Source organism: Halomonas sp. AOP27-A1-41, assembly GCF_052378605.1.
GTDB lineage: Bacteria > Pseudomonadota > Gammaproteobacteria > Pseudomonadales > Halomonadaceae > Vreelandella > Vreelandella citrativorans.
Map to the genome: position 1 here is coordinate 17,069 of NZ_JBQSXT010000024.1, position 18,602 is coordinate 35,670.

Below are 18,602 nucleotides of genomic sequence, written 5' to 3' on the forward strand. Positions count from 1 at the left end.
TTATTGGTTAACGCGACGGGCGTGGGGCTCATTGCCCTGGTCGTCTGGTGGTTCTGGCTTAGCTAGAGCGCTAACTCACGCCGATGTATCGCCCGGGCTTATGGTTAAGGGCGATAATCAAGTTCAACGTCAGCGCTCCCAGCACCGAGTAGCCAACGCGGTCTAACGGTAGCTGGGTAAGCGCTACCAGCAAAATCATCCCATCGATGCCTAGCTGCACATAGCCCGCCCGCAGGCCGTGGCGGTCCTGCAGGTAGAGCGCCAGAATGTTGATGCCGCCCAGGCTTGTACGGTGGCGAAACAGCATCAGCATGCCAATGCCCATCAATGCCCCGCCCATGAGTGCCGCATAGAGCGAAGGCACGCTTTCAAACTGCACCCAGCGCTGGGTTAGTTCAGAAAACAGCGACACCAGACCAATGGCAATAAAGGTACGCAGCGTAAAGCTCCACCCCATACGCTTGATCGCCAGGTAGTAAAACGGCAGGTTGATGGCAAAAAACCACAGCCCAAACCCCCACTGCGTCACGTAATTAAGCAGCAGCGCCAAGCCCGCAGTGCTGCCAGTTAGCAGCACCGCTTGGGTATAAAAGGTAACGCCCAAGGCAACGAAGAACGTGCCCAGCAGCATCGCCATTACATCCTCATAGAGGCGGTGCGGGTCCTTGGGTAAATCGTCCACGCGCATTTTTAAACGCCCTTATGAAGTGTGCTGGGGTGATGAACAGGGTTAATGAACCGGGTTGATGAAAGCGTTTTAAACTGCGCTTGCGTGCTCAACCATCAACTGCAACGACTCCCGCCCCCGCCAGCGGTTACGGTTAAGCTTGTAAGCGCAGTGCAGCGTGTCGCCGATGGCGAACGCGGGCAGCTCACCTGGCGTTAAGGCACGAAACCAGATTGCTTTACAGGTGATGGCACCCATGGAGAGCTCAAGCATCAAGTGCGCGCCATCGGCACCCACTGGGCGCAGCGCTTCGACGATAAAACGCCCTTCAAAAAGCGGTGCGTCAAATTCACGCCCATAGGGCCCCAGCGCGTCGATCTCCTCAAGCGTGGCAAGAGAGAGCTGCGCAGTAGAAAGCTCGCCGTCCGTCCATAGCCTGGGATAGAGCGAACGCCCCTCCAACAGCTCCGCTACGGCTTTGAGAAACGCCTGTTTAAACACGTCCAGCTGTTCGCGGGGAACGCCCACCCCAGCGGCCCCGCTGTGCCCGCCAAAGCGTGGCAGCGCCTCTGGGGCCAGCTCAAAAGTACGCTGCAACGCATCGCGCAGGTGCAAGCCATCGATTGAGCGCCCGGAGCCGGTGAGCATATTGGGTGCCGCCGCCTGCGTCAGCACCAGCGCAGGGCGCCCGTAAGACTGCACCAGCCGGGAGGCCACAATGCCTTGAACGCCGGGGTGGCCATCTTCCAGAAACACCACCACAGCAGGCTCATCGGCTAACAGCGCACTGGCGGCCAGCGCCCGTGCCTCTTCGGCCATATCAGCCTCAATCGCCTTACGCGACTGGTTATCCTGATCCAGCACTTCCAACTGACGATTAGCGACAGCGTCGCTCTCGGCCAGCATGAAATGCAGCGCGGCGTAAGGGTCATCCAGCCGCGAGCGCGCATTGATCCGCGGGCCCATCTGGAAGGCCAGGGTTTCGGCGTTGAACGGCACGCTGTCCGCCCCCAAGCGCGCGGCCATGGCGCGCCAGCAGGCGGCGTCCATGCGGTTGATCAGAGTTAATCCATAGCTCACCACGGCGCGGTTAGCGGGGCTTCCGCCCAGCGACACGCAGTCCGCCACGGTGCCCAGCGCCACATAGGAGAGCCACGGCGAAAGTTTGGGCGTAGCCTCGGGCAAGGCCCCCCACTCCACCAATACGCCACGTGCCAACGACATCAACAGCCACGCCACCATGCACCCGGCGATGGTTTTATCCGGATAAGTGCAATCGTCACGTGTGGGATTTACGCAGGCGTAAGCCGAAACGGGCGGGCCTTCCAATGGCAACGCGTGGTGATCACTGACCACCACGTCAATGCCTGCCGCTTTGAGTCGCGCGATACGTGGCTCGTCGCTGCTTCCGCAGTCGGCGGTAATCACCAGGGTCGGGAATGGCTTAAGCGCCAGCGTGCGCTCAACCAACGGCAAGCTGATCCCGTAGCCATCGTGAATACGGTGGCCAATCAGGCTATGCAGCTTGTGCTCGGGCACACCAAACAGCTCAACTAGCGTGCGGCGAATAACCACGTGGGAGGTAATCCCATCCACATCGTAATCGGTCAGAATCCCGATGGATTCACCCTCCGCAACCGCCTGAGCAATACGCTCGGCAGCGCGGCGCCCATCGGCAAGCTTTTCCGGGTGAGCCAGATAGCGCAGGCTAGGCGTTACCAGCGGGGCAAGCTCGCCCTGATAGCCGGGCAGCCGTGAGGCGAGAAGGCGCGCCTGAAGCTCGCTCAAGCCTTGTGCCTGGGCACGGGCGTAGACAGCCTCGTCCAGCGGACGAGGCTCCAACATTAGCTGCGTGGTGTGCTGAGGTGTAACGGGCGGATTGGCATCTGGCAAAGCAGTCATCATGTGTTAACGACGGTTATCCGCCACAAACTGCTGTACGGCGCTCAGCTCAGCTGGCAATACCGTGTAGCGCTCTTCACGCTCCAGCAAATCATCCATATGCGTGGGCAGCGGTACGCCCTGGAAGCCTGCTTTCACCACCGCTTCAGCAAACTTGGCCGGGTGTGCGGTGGCAAGCGTTATCATTGGCGTTGAGTGATCAGCGCGCACTCGCTCAGCAGCGCGGTAGCCCGTGGCGGTATGCGGGTCGAGCATTTCACCAGTACGATGATGCGCTTCGCGAATGACGTCCAGAATGGTCGCATCGTCCACACTAAAACTTGAGAACTTCTCACGCAGCTTGGCAAGCGGCGCATCGGCAAGTGCGGTGGGCTCTTGCTGAAAGCGCTCCAGCAGTGCCGCCACGGCCGCACCATCGCGCTCATAGGCGTCAAACAGAAGACGCTCGAAGTTCGACGACACCACGATATCCATGGAAGGCGCGAGCGTTGCCTCAAGTTCCTTCTTGGAAAAGTCGTTGGCGGCCAACGTGCGGTGCAGAATGTCGTTGGAGTTGGTGGCAATGATGAACTGCTTGACCGGCAGCCCCATTTTGTACGCCATGTAGCCCGCAAACACGTTGCCAAAATTGGCCGACGGCACGCAGAAGCTGACCTCGCGATGCGGTGCCCCCAGCGCGACACCCGCCGCTACGTAGTAAACGATCTGAGCCATGATGCGCGCCCAGTTAATCGAATTGACCGCCACCAGGCGCGTGCCGTTCAGAAAGTCCTGATTGGCAAAACTTGCCTTGACCATGGCTTGAGCGTCGTCAAAATTGCCTTCGATAGCAATATTGAAGACGTTATCGGCCAACACCGAGGTCATCTGGCGGCGCTGCACTTCGGACACCCGCTGGTGCGGATGCAGGATAAAGATATCCAGGTTGTCGCAGTGGCGGCAGCCTTCAATCGCCGCTGACCCGGTATCGCCCGAGGTGGCGCCCATGATCACCGCACGTTCGCCACGCTTTTTCAAAAAGTGATCCAACAGGCGGCCAAGCAGCTGTAGCGCGACGTCTTTAAATGCCAGCGTCGGGCCATGGAACTGCTCAAGCAGGAAGTGATTGGCGTCGAGCTGCTTGAGCGGCACCACCGCATCGTGAGTGAAGGTGGAATACGCGTCGGTCACGATGGTGCGGAAAGTGTCGTCGTCGATCTCGCCGTTTACAAACGGCTTCATGACCCGAAAAGCAATCTCGGCGTAAGAGAGCCCGGCCATATCGGCCAGCGCTTCTTTCGAGAGGGTGGGCAGCTCTTCCGGTACGTAAAGGCCGCCGTCGCTGGCCATACCGGTTAGTACGACTTCTTCAAAAGAGAGCGCGGGCGCCTGCCCACGCGTACTGATATAGCGCATAGTGGGTTACTCCCCTTCGCTCAGGCTTTCCACGCGGATGCGTGTCACCGGCCCGGCGATATCGGCCATCGCTTCGATTTCACGAATTGCTTCGTTCATCTGCTTCTCTTTGGTGCGGTGCGTCAGCAGAATAATCGGCACCAGCTCGCCTTCGGTTGCCTCTTTCTGGATCAGTGCCTCAATAGAGATGCCCTGCTCCGAAAGAATGGTGGCTACGCGCGCCAGTACACCAGGGCGATCCACCGCCAACAGGCGCAGATAATACGCCGTAATGATGTCTTCCATCGGCATAATCGGCAGTTGGCTGACATCTTCATCAATACCGCTGAACGCCAAATAGGGCACGCGATAGTGGTGGGCAGTTGTAATATCACGAGCCACATCCAACACATCAGCAACCACGGCGGAAGCCGTTGGTTCAGCACCCGCACCGGCACCGTAGTAAAGCGTGGGGCCTACCGCGTCACCCATGATGGCAATGGCATTTTTGACGCCATGCACATTGGCTAGCAAACGCTCTTTGGGGATCAACGTGGGGTGAACGCGTAGCTCAAGCCCCTGGTCGGTACGCTTGGAAATACCCAAGTGCTTAATAACGTAGCCCAGGTTATCGGCCTGCTCGACATCTTCAGCGGTAATCCGTGAAATACCTTCGGTGAAGGCTCTTTCAAACTGAAGCGGCACGCCGTAGGCAATCGAGGCCAGAATGGTCAGCTTGTGCGCCGCATCGATACCTTCCACGTCAAACGTGGGGTCGGCTTCGGCGTAACCCAGTGCCTGCGCTTCGGCAAGCACGTCTTCAAAGGCTCGGCCTTCGTCACGCATGTGCGTCAGAATAAAGTTGCCGGTGCCGTTAATGATGCCTGCCACCCACTCAATGCGGTTAGCACCCAAGCCTTCACGCAGCGATTTGATAACCGGAATACCGCCTGCAACGGCGGCTTCAAAGGCGACAATAACGCCCTTTTCATGAGCCGCCTTGAAGATTTCATTACCGTGAACAGCAATCAACGCCTTGTTGGCAGTAACCACGTGTTTGCCATTGGCAATCGCGGTGAGTACCAATTCACGCGCCATGTCATAGCCGCCAATTAGCTCGACCAGCACATCAACGTTAGGGTTAGTTGCCACCTCGAAAACATCGGTGGTTGCGTTAATACCGGTAATATCGCAGTCAGGGTGAATACTGCGATGAGCCACCTGCTCAATCACAATAGGGCGGCCTGCACGGCGTGCAATATCATCAGCGTTGCGCGTCAATACATTGAACGTGCCGCCGCCAACCGTGCCTAGCCCACAAATGCCTACTCTTACCGGTTTCAAAATACATCCCCTTTCGTGGTGGGCGCCCTTGGCGCCTGGTCTTAAATTCAGTGTCTCAGCGTCACCGCTCGTTAACGGTGCTCTCTATTGGTGGGCACTTGTTGGGCGTGCCTGTTGCTATGTTTCTGTTGCTACGTTTCTGTTGCCAGGCGCCTGCTTCAAAGCGCCTGACAGATCAGGCTTAGGTGTCGCCCAAGCCTAACATGACGGCAAGCCTTTCTGGCGGTACATAGCCTGGTACCATTTGGCCATCGGGCAGAATAATCGCGGGCGTGCCCTGTACACCCAGCGCCATACCCAGCTCATACTGTTCAGCCACCGGGTTATCGCAATCCGAAGGACCCGATAGTGGCTGGCGCTGCTGGGCACGGGTCATCGCTTCACTACGATTATCCGAACACCACGCTTGCTGCATGGAGGTCGCCGCATCGCTGCCCATACCCGCCCGTGGGAATGCTAAATAGTGTACCGCAATCCCGCGCTCATTAAGCTCAGGCACGGCTTCGTGAAGACGCTCACAGTAGGGGCAAGTGGGGTCGGTAAATACTACCACGGTGGCTTTTGGCTCATCGACACCGCGATACACAACGCGCTCAGACTCGGGGATGCTTGCCAGTGCCGCAACTCGCTCCTGATTTTTGGACTGCTCGGTTAAATTGACCAGCCCCGTCTCGGCATTTTCGAAAAGATCACCCACCAAAAAGTGGCTGCCATCGGCATTGGTGTAGAACGACTCGCCGCTTTCCAGACGCACGTGGTAAATGCCTTCCATCGGGGTCGTCGTTACGTGCTCAACCGGTATCGGCTGACCATTAACGCTCAGCGACTCACTCAGTCGTTGCGTGACGGCATCTGCGTGAGCGGCGACCGGCAAAACGCTTGCGATGGCGAGCGTGAGTAATGCCGTGCGTAAAGAAGGAGTAACCGTACGTTGACGCATTCTATCTTCAACCTCGCGGATGGTGTTCTGCATGTAAATGCTCCAAGCGGGCTTGGGCAACATGCGTATAAATTTGAGTCGTAGATAAATCGCTGTGGCCTAACAGCAGCTGTACGACCCGTAAATTGGCCCCATGATTCAATAAATGTGTCGCAAAAGCATGCCGCAGCGTATGCGGAGACAGCGGACGCGAGATACCAGCCGTGATGGCATGCGCTTTTATACGGTGCCAGAAGGTCTGTCGCGTCATGGCTTTATCATGGCGCCCTGGGAAAAGCGCTGACCTGGTCGGGTCGCTCATCAGCGCAGGTCTGGCCGTCTTCATATAGTGCGCAAGCCAATCTGCTGCTTCTTCCCCCATGGGCACCAAGCGGTCTTTATCCCCCTTACCGCGCACACGCACCACATTTTGGCGCAGGTTCACCGCATCGCCGGTCAACGATACAAGCTCCGATACGCGCAGCCCACAGGCATACAGCAGCTCCAGCATGGTGCGGTCGCGCACGCCCAGCGGCGTATCAACATCAGGCGCCATCAGCAGGCGCTCGACCTCCGCCTCTTCCAGCGTATTGGGCAGGCCTGGCTGCACTCTGGGAAGCTTAACATCCACCAGCGGGTCGCTAACCACATGCCCGTGTAAGCGCGCCCAGCGATAAAAACTTCTGAGGCTCGATAACAACCGGGCATTGCTTCGCAACTGGTAGCCTTGCTCTCGGCGGGCATCCAACCATACGGGAAGCCGCTGCCCCGTGGGAGACAATATATCCTCACCTTCTGCTACCAGATAGTGCTGCCACGCGGTTAAATCGCGCCGATAGGCGGCTAACGTATGATCACTGGCGCCTTGCTCTAACCAAAGGGCGTCCAGGAAAGCATCAATGACGCTCATACGTTAATCGTCTCCTGCTGAGTATATGAACACATAAACAAAACCCCGCCCCGCAAAGCGGTGACGGGGTTCTGGTATCCGGTGCGACACGTGCCCAAGACGTACGTCAAGAACAGTGCGCGCCCGAGAAAGCGTCGCTTAGGACAGCTTTTCTTTGATACGTGCTGACTTACCGCTACGCTCACGCAGGTAGTACAGCTTGGCTTGACGCACGTCACCACGACGCTTGACTTCAAGAGAGTCAACCAGCGGGCTGTAGGTCTGGAAAGTACGCTCAACGCCAACACCGTGAGAAATTTTACGTACGGTGAAAGCGGAGTTCAGACCACGGTTACGCTTGGCAATAACCACACCTTCAAACGCCTGCAGACGCTCGCGGGTGCCTTCCTTAACTTTTACTTGAACGATAATGGTGTCGCCCGGCGCAAAAGAAGGAATCTCTTTGCCCATCTGCTCGTTTTCGATCGCCTGGATCACCTTGTTCTTGCTGCTCATCTTCATACTCCTAAATAACGGAATGGTTTGCCACTCAGTTGTGGAAGGGGCAAACCGTGATCCCGGCGCTCGAATCGAGCCATACGGGAGTCGTTATGGGTGACACAGGTCCGTAGGCTTGCCGTCAATATGTAGACGACGTGCCCTTTCCGTCCTGCACCGCCGCTCTGCACCAGGTCGTTGAAAATAACCTACTTGGCAGACAGAGCGTGTTCCTCGATAAACTCGTTCAGCAACTGCTGTTGCTCAGCATTAAGCGCGCGCCCTTCTAACAGATCGGGACGGCGCTGCCATGTGCGGCCTAACGACTGCTTCAACCGCCAGCGCTTGATGGCTGCATGATTACCGCTTAGCAGCACATCCGGCACCTGGCGCCCGTCGATATTTTCTGGACGGGTATAGTGCGGGCAGTCCAAAAGACCGTCATTAAACGAGTCTTCGATAGCGGAGTCCTGATGCCCCAATACACCGGGAACCAACCTCGCCGCTGCGTCAATCAGCACCATGGCGGGCAGCTCACCGCCGCTCAGCACATAGTCGCCAATCGACCACTCTTCATCGATGTCACTCTCCACCACACGCTCATCAATCCCTTCATAGCGCCCTGCCACCACCACAAGGGGGCCAGCAGCGGCTAATGCCTGAGCGCCTTTTTGATCAAGCTTACGCCCCTGGGGCGAAAGGTAAATCACCGTAGGCACCTGGCCGGTGGCTTGATGTGCCCGTTCACGGGCATCGTGGATAGCGCCACGGAGTGTATCGACTTTCATCAACATACCCGGGCCGCCGCCATAAGGGCGATCATCCACACTGCGATGGCGGTCGGTGGCGTAATCTCGCGGGTTCCAAAACTCTAGGGCAATACGTTGCTTCTCTATCGCCCGGCCCACTACGCCCTGCTGGGTGAGTGCATCGAACATTTCAGGAAACAACGATACTACGCCGATCCACATAGCGGGCGTATCCACATCATTGCCAAGCACCGCTGTTTGCATATCGGCCGCTTCGTCATTGATCAAAACTCAGGGTCCCAGTTAACGACCATACGGCCATCTTCAAGGCTGATTTCGACAATCACGTCATCAGGCAAAAACGGGAGTAGCCGCTCGCGTTTGTCGATCGCGTCGTCATCGCCGCGAACCACCATGACATCGTTGGCGCCGGTTTCAAACAGGTAGCTTACCCGTCCTAACCGCTCGCCGGCTTGAGTGAAGACAGCCAAGCCTTCAAGCTCATGCCAGTAATACTCATCGGCTGCCAGTGTAGGCAGTGCATCTTTGGGCAGTAAAATATCCGCTTGCGCCAGTGCTTCAGCGGCATTGCGGTCATCTACGCCTTTAATCTGCACAACAAGGCCTTTACCTTGCCGACGTCCCTGAACAATGGTCATTCGCATCAGGGTTTCCCCTTGGCGCACCCACCATTCGGGATAATCCAAAATGCTGTCCATGGGGCTGGTGTAAGAATACACCTTGAGCCAACCCTGCACCCCGCGGGGGCTAGTCAGCTTGCCTAACACCACATGCGTGTCGTCAGTTTGGCTTGTTTCAAAACGCGTCATCGACGACCTCAACGTACAGCAGTCCAGACTCTACCGTGAACAGACTTACGCCTGTTTACGCGCTTCTTTAACCAGCTCAGCAACACGACCAGACAGCTGGGCGCCTTGGCTCTGCCAGTGAGTAACACGTTCTAGATCAACGCGCAGACGCTCTTCCTGACCACGAGCAACCGGGTTGAAGAAGCCGATACGCTCGATGAAACGGCCGTCACGGGCGTTACGCGAGTCAGTCACAGTCAGGTGATAAAAGGGACGCTTCTTGGCGCCACCACGTGCCAAACGAATGGTAACCATACGATAACTATCCTTCGGTTGAGGTTACGAGAGTGGAAAATAGCGCAAACCGCCACCAGAACACTCATCATACTGTTTTCTTGATACGCGGCTCACTTGAAGATAAGTGGCTGCTTTGTACCATTTTAGGCCTTCACAACCAGATGTTACGGCAATGCTTACGCATATTTTGCCAACACCCACGCATGAAGAGGCCGCATTCTACGCAAATGCGCCCTGATTGGAAAGCCTGACAGCCAGAAAACTCACAGGCCGTCAACCTTACCGACGTCGCCGCAGCGCCTAAACTAATGTGCTTAGCGCCAAGGCAGGCCACCGGGGCCACCCATACCGCCACCGCCCATGCCGCCCATTCCACCTGGGCCGCCAGGACCTCCGCCGCCGCCCATCATGCCGGACATGCCGCGCATCATTTTCTGCATGCCGCCTTTCTTGCCCGCTTTCTTCATCATCTTCTGCATCTGCTTGTGCTGCTTGAGCAGACGGTTCAGGTCGGGCACCTGCAGGCCAGCACCGGCGGCAATCCTGCGCTTGCGCGAGCCGTTGATGATATCCGGCGCGCGGCGCTCCTTGGGCGTCATGGAGTTGATCAGCGCTTCAAGCTTACCCAGCTCCTTTTCAGGGCCTGGGCCTTGAGCCATTTCGGCCATTTGCCCCATGCCAGGCAGTTTGCCCAGAAGACCACCCATGCCGCCCATCTTTTTGAGCTGCTGCAACTGGTCGCGGAAGTCTTCCAGATCAAAGCCATCGCCTTTTTTGACCTTGCTGGCAAGCTTGGTAGCTTTGTCTTTATCAACCGTGCGCTCGGCTTCCTCAATCAGCGACAGCATGTCGCCCATGCCGAGGATGCGTGATGCCACACGATCCGGGTGGAAGGGCTCCAGAGCGTCAACTTTCTCGCCCACCCCCATAAACTTGATGGGCTTGCCGGTAATATGACGTACCGACAACGCCGCACCGCCACGCGCATCGCCGTCGGCCTTGGTTAAAATAACCCCGGTCAGCGGCAGCGCATCGTGAAACGCTTTTGCGGTATTAACCGCATCCTGGCCAGTCATCGCATCGACGACAAACAGCGTTTCTTGCGGTGAGATCGCTTTATGCAGCGCCTGGATCTCCGCCATCATGGCTTCATCAATTGCCAAGCGACCCGCGGTATCTACCAGCACTACATCGTGGAACTGGATTTTGGCGTGCTTAATCGCCGCTTCGGCAATATCAACAGGCTGTTGGTCAGAGCGCGACGGGAAGAAGTCAACTTCGACCTCTTTGGCCAGCGTCTCCAACTGGTCGATGGCTGCCGGACGATAAACGTCAGCCGACACCACCAGGACTTTTTTCTTCTCGCGCTCGCGCAGGTAGCGGGCAAGTTTGGCTACCGACGTGGTTTTACCCGCCCCTTGCAAACCGGCCATCAACACAACGGCTGGCGAGCCTTTGAGGGTTAGGCCTTCGTTGGCCTCGCCCATAATGGCTTCCAGCTCCTGCTGGACGATTTTGACGAACTGCTGGCCGGGCGACAGGCTCTTGGACACCTCCTGCCCAACCGCCCGCTCGCGAACGCGTTCGATAAAGGCCTTGACGACCGGCAGCGCTACGTCGGCTTCAAGCAGCGCTTTGCGCACTTCGCGCAGGGTATCTTTGATATTGTCGTCGGTCAGGCGCGCCTGACCTTTAATCGACTTCAACGTCTGGGAAAGACGCTCACTGAGATTCTGAAACATGGGGCCTCTCTGCCTCCGTCGCTGTCGCCGGGCCTACGCCCCTAGACTGATGTACATGGATTATACGCGCTCACGCCTTGAGTCTCCATGACTGTCCGCGCGGGCTAACGATGGCTGTGCGATACTGCTTTGATTGGTTATAGTAGTCGGTACACGTTAACTTAACTGTTTTTTACTGCAACGCGCGAAATGCGCGCACGGATATAGCATCATGCAGGCGCTGCCTTTCGCCACGATCGCTTTTGTGCTCTATGTTGCTGCTGCCACTTGGCAGGGCATGACCCTTTTTCGCCGCGTGCCGCCACGCCAAGGCATGGTGCGCCTGCTGGGCGCCTTGGGCCTATTGCTCCATATCCCGGTGGTCGTCCAACTGATGGGGCAATCCCCAGGCCTCCTGCCTGGATTTACCACCAGCGCGACGCTTTTCATGGCGGTCGCCGTTAATGTGCTGTTGATAGCGAGCCTTTTCAAGCCAGTGCTTAACGTCGGCATCGTTCTCTTTCCTTTAGCGGGTGTCGCGCTGATTACCGCCACCTGGCTCCCCAGCCACACTAGCCACACGGGCCTGACACCCGGCATTCTACTGCATGCCATTAGCTCCGCGCTGGCGTTTGCCATGCTCGCAATTGCAGCGATACAGGCAATCCTGGTGGGATTACAAAACCAGGCGCTGCGCCATCACCATATTCGCGGCATCGTGCAGTCGCTTCCTCCGCTAACCACGATGGAACGCGTCCTGTTTGAGTTGGTCTGGGCGGGCATTTTGCTACTAACGCTCTCGATTGTGAGCGGCTTTATCTTTCTTGATAATATTTTTGCCCAGCATTTATTACATAAAACCGTTCTCTCGCTAGGGGCGTGGGTTATTTTCACAACCCTACTGATTGGCCGCTATCGCTTCGGTTGGCGCGGTATGCGTGCAGTACGGTGGACGCTGGGTGGTTGCACGCTTTTGATACTGGCCTACTTTGGCAGTAAGTTTGTGCTTGAGATACTGCTCAATCGCTAAGCCCATATACACGGCTATGGCTGTCTTGACACACCTTTTTCTAGCTTCTACAAACCGTGCTTGATACGGCATAAAGGAATTTTCGACTTGAGCGACGACTTCCCCTTGGGATTACTATTCGGCCTTCTTGGCTTACTAGTACTGCTATCGGCTTTTTTCTCCAGCTCTGAAACCGGCATGATGTCGATTAATCGTTACCGCCTGAGCCATCAGGCCAACAGCGGTGATCGGCGCGCCAAACGGGTCATGCGCCTGCTTACCCGCCCTGACCGCTTGATTGGCGTCATTCTAATCGGCAACAATTTCGTCAATAACCTTGCGGCATCCATTGCGACCATCATCGCTATTCACTTTTTCGGCGAAGTATCAGGTCCGGCGATTTCTACTGCCATTTTAACGATTACCATTTTAATTTTTTCCGAGGTTACCCCCAAAACCTACGCGGCGATTAAACCTGAGCGTATTGCCTACCCCAGCTCTATGGCGCTGGAGCCGCTTTTGAAGCTGCTTTATCCGCTGGTGTGGCTGGTGAATATGATCTCGAACGGCCTACTGCGCCTACTGGGCGTGAAAAGCGTGGAGAATGGCGGCGACAACCTTACCCGCGACGAGCTGCGTACCGTGGTGCATGAGGCCGGCACGCTGATTCCCTACCGCCACCGGGCCATGCTGCTGTCGATCCTGGACCTTGAGAATGTCACGGTCAACGACATTATGGTGCCGCGCCATGAAGTGCTGGGGATAGATCTGGACGACTCGCTGGAAGATATTCTGACCCAAATTCGTACCAGCCAGCACACCCGCTTACCGGTATATAAAGGCGATATCAATAACATCATCGGCATGCTGCACTTGCGCAATGCCGCGCGCTTCTTATCCCGCGACGAAGTAACCAAGGCGGCCATTGTCCAGGAAGCACGCGAACCCTACTTTATTCCTGAGTCCACACCGCTCCATACCCAGCTGCTTAACTTTCAAAAGCAGAAGCGGCGTATCGGCATCGTGGTAGATGAGTATGGCGATGTCGAAGGGTTGGTAACGCTTGAAGATATTCTGGAAGAGATCGTTGGCGAGTTCACCACGGACGTATCGGAAGATGAAGAGATTCATCAGCAGGACGACGGCAGCCATGTCATTGAGGGCACGGCCAACATCCGTGAAATTAATAAAATGCTGGGGTGGCACTTACCAACCGATGGTCCCAAGACCCTGAACGGGTTGATTTTAGAGCACCTTGAAGCGTTCCCCGAAGGCCCCGCCAGCCTGCAAATTAACAATATCCGTATGGAAATACTGGAGATCCGCGACAACCTGATCACCTCTGCCCGCTGCTGGCAAAACGTGCGTCTTCCAAGACGCCAGCCCTGACAGCACTTGGGACAACATGAACAGGTAGCGCGTTAGCGCGCGTCAATATCTTTATCGGCGGCCACTTTTAGCGCTCGCACCCGCGTTTCCAAATAGCCACGCAGCGTAACCCCATCCACCTCTTGCACATTAATGGGTGGGCCAAAATGCAGGCTAACCGGCGCCCTAAAGCGGCTTGGCCACTTTTTCAGCGCTTTACCGTTGTAGTGTGATGTCCAGGAGCCCCACAAGCCTGCCAGCCCGGCAGGAATCACCGGCACATTATCGCGTGCCAGAATAGTTTCCAGCCCACGCCTGAAGGTATGGATATCACCGTCTGGCGTTAACCGCCCTTCCGGAAATACCATAACGACTTCCCCTCGGCGCAGTGCCTGGCTCACTTCATCCAGCGTACGCCGCAAGGCGCCGGGGCTACGCCGCTCGGACTCAATGGGAATAGCGCCGACAAGCTGAAACCACCACTTGAGCCAGGGCGAATCGAAAATTGGCTGATCCATAACAAAACGCAGTGGCCGAGGGCTGCCGCCCCCCAGGACCAGAGCATCCATAAAGCTTACGTGGTTGCACACAACCAGCGCACCGCCGCGTTTGGGGAGGTGATAACGCCCATGCACATGCAAGCGATAGCAAAGTCGCATAGCCAGATAAATCAGGCTACGCAGCACTTGGCGGACAGCATTGACCCACCATCTCACGACGCCGGCTCCCGGCGTCGAAGCCCTGCCAGCACCGTACTGACCAACTGATCCAGCAGTTCATCCACTTTAAGCTGCTGGCCTTGCCAATACCCCAAGCGTTCATTTAAGCCCAGCTGTACCAGCCCATGTACGCTGCCCCATAGCGTGCGCCCCAGCCGCCGAGCTTCGAGATCGTCAAGCGTGGGCTGGTACTCTTTGAGGGCGGATTCCACCTGAGTAAACAGCGCTTCAATGAGATGGCTTTGACGCTGATCAAGCTCCCCTTCTTGCGCCAAAGGATAATCAAACAGCAGCTTCCAGCGGTAGCAGTCTTGCTCGGCGAAGTGCCAGTACGCATGCGCCAGCGCACGCAGCCAAGGTTCTGGCGCGTCTGCCGATAATGACGTAATGGTCTGCTTCAAGCCCGCCAACGTTTCGACGTTAACGTGCTGCAATAAGTTGTTAAAGCTGCCGTAAAGTTTAAGCAGCGTACTGGGCGCGCAACCAACCTCTCTAGCCAGGGCACGCAGGGATAAATCGTGGACTGACTGTACAGCCAACCAATCATCACAAGCTTTCATGACCTGCGCATGGAGGGCATCGGGCGCATGCTGTCTAGGACGGGCCATGGCGATCTCTTCAGGTCAACGAATAACAAGAAAGAATGCCTCACAGCGCTTTAGCGTGAGCAAGGGGTGATATAGGATACCTTATATCGAACACTGTTTTCGACACTAAAACGCCACATTTAGCGCATTCTTGTGCATCTGTAATCTCTCCCATGACATGATTGAGCCGATTCTGCTTAAGGAGACTGGCATGACCGGACGCCTACATGTACACAACTTACCGCTCAAGCGTCTTCTGCCCTCACTCAAGGCGACATCCGCGCTGGTGGAATCCCCCAATCTGGCACCCCGCCAACCCGTTTCGGCTATTCGTTTAGCCCAGGGTGAATTGCAGCTCGAATCAGTTTTTTGGGGGTTAACCCCCCCGTGGTTAACGGTGCTGGATCACGCTCCACACTGCGCTAGAGCTGAGACACTCAGTTCAAAAGCCATGTTCCATGAAGCGTTTCAGGCTCGCCGCTGCGTGATTCCTGTCAGCGGTTTTTACGTCTGGAAAGCACTGCCGCGACACAAACAGCCTTATCTGGTCACAGAGGTTAGGCGCGCGCCCTTACTGCTCGGTGCGTTATGGTGCCGCTACCATACAACACTTACCGCGTTTACTGACTCAACAGCACTGATTAGCGTACCGGCCAACGCATGCCTGGCACCGCTTAGCGACCGATTGCCGGTGGTCATTCCTCCGCATGCGTTGACCACATGGCTTGATCCCGATAGCCCTTTGGAAACCGTTAAAGCGTTATTAACACCCGCACCCTTGGAACTATTAGGTGCATTTCCAGTATCCAAGCATGTCAACAATCCTGCCTATCAATCAGCCGCTTGTGCCCACCCGGTTGGGCCAATGCTGCAATGGACCGTCCCACAGGAGCCGTAATGTTACGACCGAAAAGTAGACTATTTTATTCGCGCGTTGTACTGGCAGCGGTGCTCAGCACCGTATGGTTTTCCCCCGGCGTGCTGGCCGCTGGTGATGATCCGATAGAAGACACTGTCATCCCGATTGCCAGCCCCTTTGACAGTCGCGACTATCGCGTGCTGACGCTTGAAAATGGTCTACAAGCACTATTGGTCAGCGATCCTGACGCCGATAAAGCCGCTGCATCCATGAACGTACGAGTCGGTAGCGCCCAGGATCCTGATGATCTGCAAGGGCTTGCCCATTTCCTTGAACACATGCTGTTCCTGGGTACCGAGGCGTATCCCGCTCCAGACGCCTATCAGCGCTTTATTTCTGACCACGCGGGCTCCCATAACGCCTTTACCGCTCAGCAAGATACCAACTATTTTTTTGATATCGAGCCCTCCGCTCTGCCGGAAGCGCTTGATCGCTTTAGCGAGTTTTTCCTGTCACCGCTGTTTAATGCCGACCACTTAGAGAGCGAGCGCAATATCGTTCATTCTGAGTACATGGCAAGAATTCGCGATGAGTCCCGACGCGAAAACGACGTGCTTAATCAATTACTCAACCCTGACAATGCCACCACAGGATTTGCCGTTGGCAGCCGCGAGACGTTAGCCAGCCCGCCGGCGGGAGAAGCGACGCTACGCGAACGTGCCATCGATTTTTATCACCAACATTACGATGCCAACGTAATGAACCTGGCCGTCGTAGCCCCTCAGCCGCTTGATACACTCGAAGAGTGGGTGGTGGAGCGTTTTGCGGATATTCCTGACAATGGCCTGAGCGTTCCTACGATTGATGCACCGCTGGTAGATACCGATACCCTGCCACGCTACGTTGAGCGTCAGTCACTGCAAGATCGCCGCCAGCTGCGTTTTTACTTCCCCATCCCTGATCCCGAAAATGAGTACCACGCAAAACCCACTCATTTAATGTCGCATTTGTTGGGCGATGAAGGGGACGGCAGCCTTTTGGCGGTACTGCGTAATGCAGGTTTGGCCGACGGCCTGTCCGCAGGTGTTCAGCGCGGTGATGGTCAGGACGCCCTGTTTACGGTTTCCATTAGCTTGACGCCCGCCGGTGCCGAGCGGCTTGATGATATCCAGGCTACGCTATTTGCCGCCATTGATCAGCTGCGTGACGATGGATTGGCTGACTGGCGCTATACTGAACTGCGCGATTTGAGCGAGCAGGCATTTCGTTTTCAACAGCACGGCGCACCCCAGCAGGAAGCTACTCAGCTCGCCATGAATTTGTCTCGCTACCCGGTTGAGGATGTGCAGTATGCCGCGTATCGCATGGATGCACCGGACACTGAGCGCCAGCAAGCGTATCTGGCTGCGTTAACGCCGGACAACATGCTGCGCTTTTACTCTGCGCCCGAGGTGGAAAGTGACACGGTTTCGCCCTGGTTCTCGACCCAGTGGCGAGAACAACCGCCTGTTCAAGAAGGTCTCGCGCTTGAGGGTTTAGCTCTGCCTGAACCCAACCCCTTTATTGCCAGCGACCTTGCCCTTATTGAAGGCCAGGACGAGCACCCAAGCCTAATGATCGACACGCCATTCTTTAAGGTTTGGCACATGCAGGACTCACGCTTTAATACACCAAGCGTTGAGTGGCGGGTCAGTTTGCAGTATCCCGACGCCAGCTATTCGGCCGAAGAGGTCGTACTGACGCAGTTGCTGGCTGGGTGGCTAAACGACAGCTTGAATGAATCACTTTATCCCGCATGGATGGCCGGTCAGTCGTTTAGCGCCTACCCGCACGCACGTGGGATGACGCTATCATTTTCCGGTTGGCGTGATGGCCAGACACCGCTTATTGAGCAAGCCATTGATCAGCTTAAAACGGCTGAGATTAGCGAAGGCGCCTTTGATCGCGTGCAATATCAGCTGCAGAGAGAGCTGGTTAATGCGCCGCAATCATCGCTTTATGGCCAGGCAAGCCGCACGCTGGGTGAAGCCCTGTTGACCCCACGCTGGTCGACAGCCGAACTACTTGACGCCAGTCAGCGCCTTGACCAGCAGCATCTTGAGAACTTCCGTAAGCGCTTTCTGGGCGGGCTCTATATCGACGCCATGGCGATTGGCAACCTGGATGAAGCACTCGCCCAGGAGCAAGCCGAGCGGGTGCGCAGCAAACTGCGCCCAGGCTTGACGCGAGAAGATATTCCAACGCTTAGCCCGCTGGCTATTGACACGACTTCCAGCGTACTGCACCCGCACAGCACCCGCGACGAGTCCCTGGTGCTGCGTTACTTACAAGGGCGCGACCAAAGCCCTAAAGAACAAGCAACCATTAGTGTGATTGCCCAGTGGCTGGAGACGCCCTTTTATCAACAGCTGCGCACGGAAGAACAGCTGGGCTATATTGTGAACGCGGGTTATTCACCCCTGCTTGAGGCACCTGGCATTGCACTACTCGTTCAATCGCCGGATGTGGACAGCGAAACGGTCGCTGCGCACATGGATGCCTTTTTAGCTGACGCTGGCGAAGCACTTAAGCAACTCGACGATGCTGAACTCGACGCCTATCGCAAAGCGGTCCATGCCAGTCTGAGCGAGCGTGATACCAGCCTTGCGGGCATGGCCAACCGTTACTGGCAGGCCACCGCGCTGGATGAGATCCGCTTTGACCGTCGTGAAGAGCTGGCCAACCTGGCACTTGAGGTTAGCGCTGCGGATATTCAAGCTGCATGGCCAGAGCTACTTGGCCACCAGCTTGATATACGCTTCAACCCGGGTGATGAGCCCAGCGATGTAATGCCTTACCGCGAAGCGCTAACGCCGTTTGCCAAGCGCAACACTCCGTAAATGAATGTGCCG

17 protein-coding genes are annotated in these 18,602 nt (G+C 56.5%); 4 read left to right on the forward strand and 13 right to left on the reverse strand.

Annotated elements, in window-relative coordinates; translation table 11 throughout:
- Window positions 1–70: 70 nt before the first annotated feature.
- The 11 genes from ACT3TC_RS14310 to ffh form a co-directional block, all read right to left on the reverse strand.
- Window positions 71–688: a YitT family protein gene (locus ACT3TC_RS14310; protein ID WP_444640470.1), complete on the reverse strand. Its 618-nt coding sequence runs from the start codon at window positions 686–688 to the stop codon at window positions 71–73.
- Window positions 689–757: 69 nt separating this feature from the next.
- Entirely contained in the window at window positions 758–2,512 is a 1,755-nt protein-coding gene (locus ACT3TC_RS14315; RefSeq protein WP_193055418.1) for a single-stranded-DNA-specific exonuclease RecJ, read from the reverse strand.
- Window positions 2,513–2,575: 63 nt separating this feature from the next.
- Window positions 2,576–3,964 (reverse strand): threonine synthase, encoded by a 1,389-nt coding sequence (gene thrC, locus ACT3TC_RS14320; protein ID WP_444640472.1) that lies wholly within the window; start codon window positions 3,962–3,964, stop codon window positions 2,576–2,578.
- Between the two features lie 6 nt (window positions 3,965–3,970).
- Complete coding sequence (locus tag ACT3TC_RS14325) at window positions 3,971–5,287, reverse strand: homoserine dehydrogenase (protein ID WP_172118532.1); 1,317 nt, start codon at window positions 5,285–5,287, stop codon at window positions 3,971–3,973.
- A gap of 181 nt (window positions 5,288–5,468) precedes the next feature.
- Window positions 5,469–6,260 (reverse strand): DsbC family protein, encoded by a 792-nt coding sequence (locus ACT3TC_RS14330; protein WP_444640474.1) that lies wholly within the window; start codon window positions 6,258–6,260, stop codon window positions 5,469–5,471.
- Complete coding sequence (xerD, locus tag ACT3TC_RS14335; protein ID WP_444640476.1) at window positions 6,235–7,116, reverse strand: site-specific tyrosine recombinase XerD; 882 nt, start codon at window positions 7,114–7,116, stop codon at window positions 6,235–6,237. Before xerD ends, ACT3TC_RS14330 begins: the two co-directional genes overlap by 26 nt.
- Before the next feature lie 138 nt (window positions 7,117–7,254).
- Window positions 7,255–7,611, reverse strand: a complete 357-nt coding sequence (gene rplS, locus ACT3TC_RS14340) for a 50S ribosomal protein L19 (protein WP_087110090.1) — start codon at window positions 7,609–7,611, stop codon at window positions 7,255–7,257.
- Between the two features lie 191 nt (window positions 7,612–7,802).
- Window positions 7,803–8,564: a tRNA (guanosine(37)-N1)-methyltransferase TrmD gene (gene trmD, locus ACT3TC_RS14345; protein WP_444640514.1), complete on the reverse strand. Its 762-nt coding sequence runs from the start codon at window positions 8,562–8,564 to the stop codon at window positions 7,803–7,805.
- Window positions 8,565–8,626: 62 nt separating this feature from the next.
- Window positions 8,627–9,172, reverse strand: coding sequence for a ribosome maturation factor RimM (gene rimM, locus ACT3TC_RS14350; RefSeq protein WP_444640478.1), 546 nt, complete (start codon window positions 9,170–9,172; stop codon window positions 8,627–8,629).
- A 45-nt stretch (window positions 9,173–9,217) separates the two neighbouring features.
- Window positions 9,218–9,466, reverse strand: a complete 249-nt coding sequence (gene rpsP, locus ACT3TC_RS14355; protein ID WP_009724081.1) for a 30S ribosomal protein S16 — start codon at window positions 9,464–9,466, stop codon at window positions 9,218–9,220.
- A gap of 296 nt (window positions 9,467–9,762) precedes the next feature.
- Window positions 9,763–11,190, reverse strand: coding sequence for a signal recognition particle protein (ffh, locus tag ACT3TC_RS14360; protein ID WP_444640479.1), 1,428 nt, complete (start codon window positions 11,188–11,190; stop codon window positions 9,763–9,765).
- Between the two features lie 211 nt (window positions 11,191–11,401).
- Here ffh and ACT3TC_RS14365 point away from each other — a divergent pair, with 211 nt between their 5' ends.
- Entirely contained in the window at window positions 11,402–12,199 is a 798-nt protein-coding gene (locus ACT3TC_RS14365; RefSeq protein WP_444640481.1) for a cytochrome C assembly family protein, read from the forward strand.
- Window positions 12,200–12,286: 87 nt separating this feature from the next.
- Entirely contained in the window at window positions 12,287–13,567 is a 1,281-nt protein-coding gene (locus ACT3TC_RS14370) for an HlyC/CorC family transporter (RefSeq protein ID WP_172118542.1), read from the forward strand.
- A gap of 32 nt (window positions 13,568–13,599) precedes the next feature.
- Here ACT3TC_RS14370 and ACT3TC_RS14375 read toward each other — a convergent pair whose 3' ends face one another.
- Both ACT3TC_RS14375 and ACT3TC_RS14380 read right to left on the reverse strand, forming a co-directional pair.
- Window positions 13,600–14,205 carry a 1-acyl-sn-glycerol-3-phosphate acyltransferase gene (locus ACT3TC_RS14375; RefSeq protein ID WP_140398993.1) on the reverse strand — a complete coding sequence of 202 codons (606 nt, stop codon included), beginning with the start codon at window positions 14,203–14,205 and terminating at the stop codon, window positions 13,600–13,602.
- Between the two features lie 53 nt (window positions 14,206–14,258).
- Window positions 14,259–14,873: a TetR/AcrR family transcriptional regulator gene (locus tag ACT3TC_RS14380; protein WP_172118544.1), complete on the reverse strand. Its 615-nt coding sequence runs from the start codon at window positions 14,871–14,873 to the stop codon at window positions 14,259–14,261.
- A gap of 190 nt (window positions 14,874–15,063) precedes the next feature.
- Between ACT3TC_RS14380 and ACT3TC_RS14385 the strand changes: the two genes are divergently transcribed.
- Together ACT3TC_RS14385 and ACT3TC_RS14390 are read left to right on the forward strand one after the other, a co-directional pair.
- Entirely contained in the window at window positions 15,064–15,750 is a 687-nt protein-coding gene (locus ACT3TC_RS14385; RefSeq protein ID WP_444640482.1) for an SOS response-associated peptidase, read from the forward strand.
- Window positions 15,750–18,590, forward strand: coding sequence for an insulinase family protein (locus ACT3TC_RS14390; protein WP_444640484.1), 2,841 nt, complete (start codon window positions 15,750–15,752; stop codon window positions 18,588–18,590). The genes ACT3TC_RS14385 and ACT3TC_RS14390 overlap by 1 nt, the downstream gene beginning before the upstream one ends.
- Window positions 18,591–18,602 lie beyond the last annotated feature (12 nt).

Excerpts from the sequence above, each read along its gene's own strand:
- ACT3TC_RS14310 (WP_444640470.1), bottom strand. The coding sequence starts at position 688 with ATGCGCGTGGACGATTTACCCAAGGACCCGCACCGCCTCTATGAGGAT.
- ACT3TC_RS14315 (WP_193055418.1), bottom strand. The coding sequence starts at position 2,512 with ATGTTGGAGCCTCGTCCGCTGGACGAGGCTGTCTACGCCCGTGCCCAG.
- thrC (WP_444640472.1), bottom strand. The coding sequence starts at position 3,964 with ATGCGCTATATCAGTACGCGTGGGCAGGCGCCCGCGCTCTCTTTTGAA.
- ACT3TC_RS14330 (WP_444640474.1), bottom strand. The coding sequence starts at position 6,260 with ATGCAGAACACCATCCGCGAGGTTGAAGATAGAATGCGTCAACGTACG.
- xerD (WP_444640476.1), bottom strand. The coding sequence starts at position 7,116 with ATGAGCGTCATTGATGCTTTCCTGGACGCCCTTTGGTTAGAGCAAGGC.
- rplS (WP_087110090.1), bottom strand. The coding sequence starts at position 7,611 with ATGAGCAGCAAGAACAAGGTGATCCAGGCGATCGAAAACGAGCAGATG.
- trmD (WP_444640514.1), bottom strand. The coding sequence starts at position 8,564 with ATGTGGATCGGCGTAGTATCGTTGTTTCCTGAAATGTTCGATGCACTC.
- rimM (WP_444640478.1), bottom strand. The coding sequence starts at position 9,172 with ATGACGCGTTTTGAAACAAGCCAAACTGACGACACGCATGTGGTGTTA.
- rpsP (WP_009724081.1), bottom strand. The coding sequence starts at position 9,466 with ATGGTTACCATTCGTTTGGCACGTGGTGGCGCCAAGAAGCGTCCCTTT.
- ffh (WP_444640479.1), bottom strand. The coding sequence starts at position 11,190 with ATGTTTCAGAATCTCAGTGAGCGTCTTTCCCAGACGTTGAAGTCGATT.
- ACT3TC_RS14365 (WP_444640481.1), top strand. The coding sequence starts at position 11,402 with ATGCAGGCGCTGCCTTTCGCCACGATCGCTTTTGTGCTCTATGTTGCT.
- ACT3TC_RS14375 (WP_140398993.1), bottom strand. The coding sequence starts at position 14,205 with ATGCGACTTTGCTATCGCTTGCATGTGCATGGGCGTTATCACCTCCCC.
- ACT3TC_RS14380 (WP_172118544.1), bottom strand. The coding sequence starts at position 14,873 with ATGGCCCGTCCTAGACAGCATGCGCCCGATGCCCTCCATGCGCAGGTC.
- ACT3TC_RS14385 (WP_444640482.1), top strand. The coding sequence starts at position 15,064 with ATGACCGGACGCCTACATGTACACAACTTACCGCTCAAGCGTCTTCTG.
- ACT3TC_RS14390 (WP_444640484.1), top strand. The coding sequence starts at position 15,750 with ATGTTACGACCGAAAAGTAGACTATTTTATTCGCGCGTTGTACTGGCA.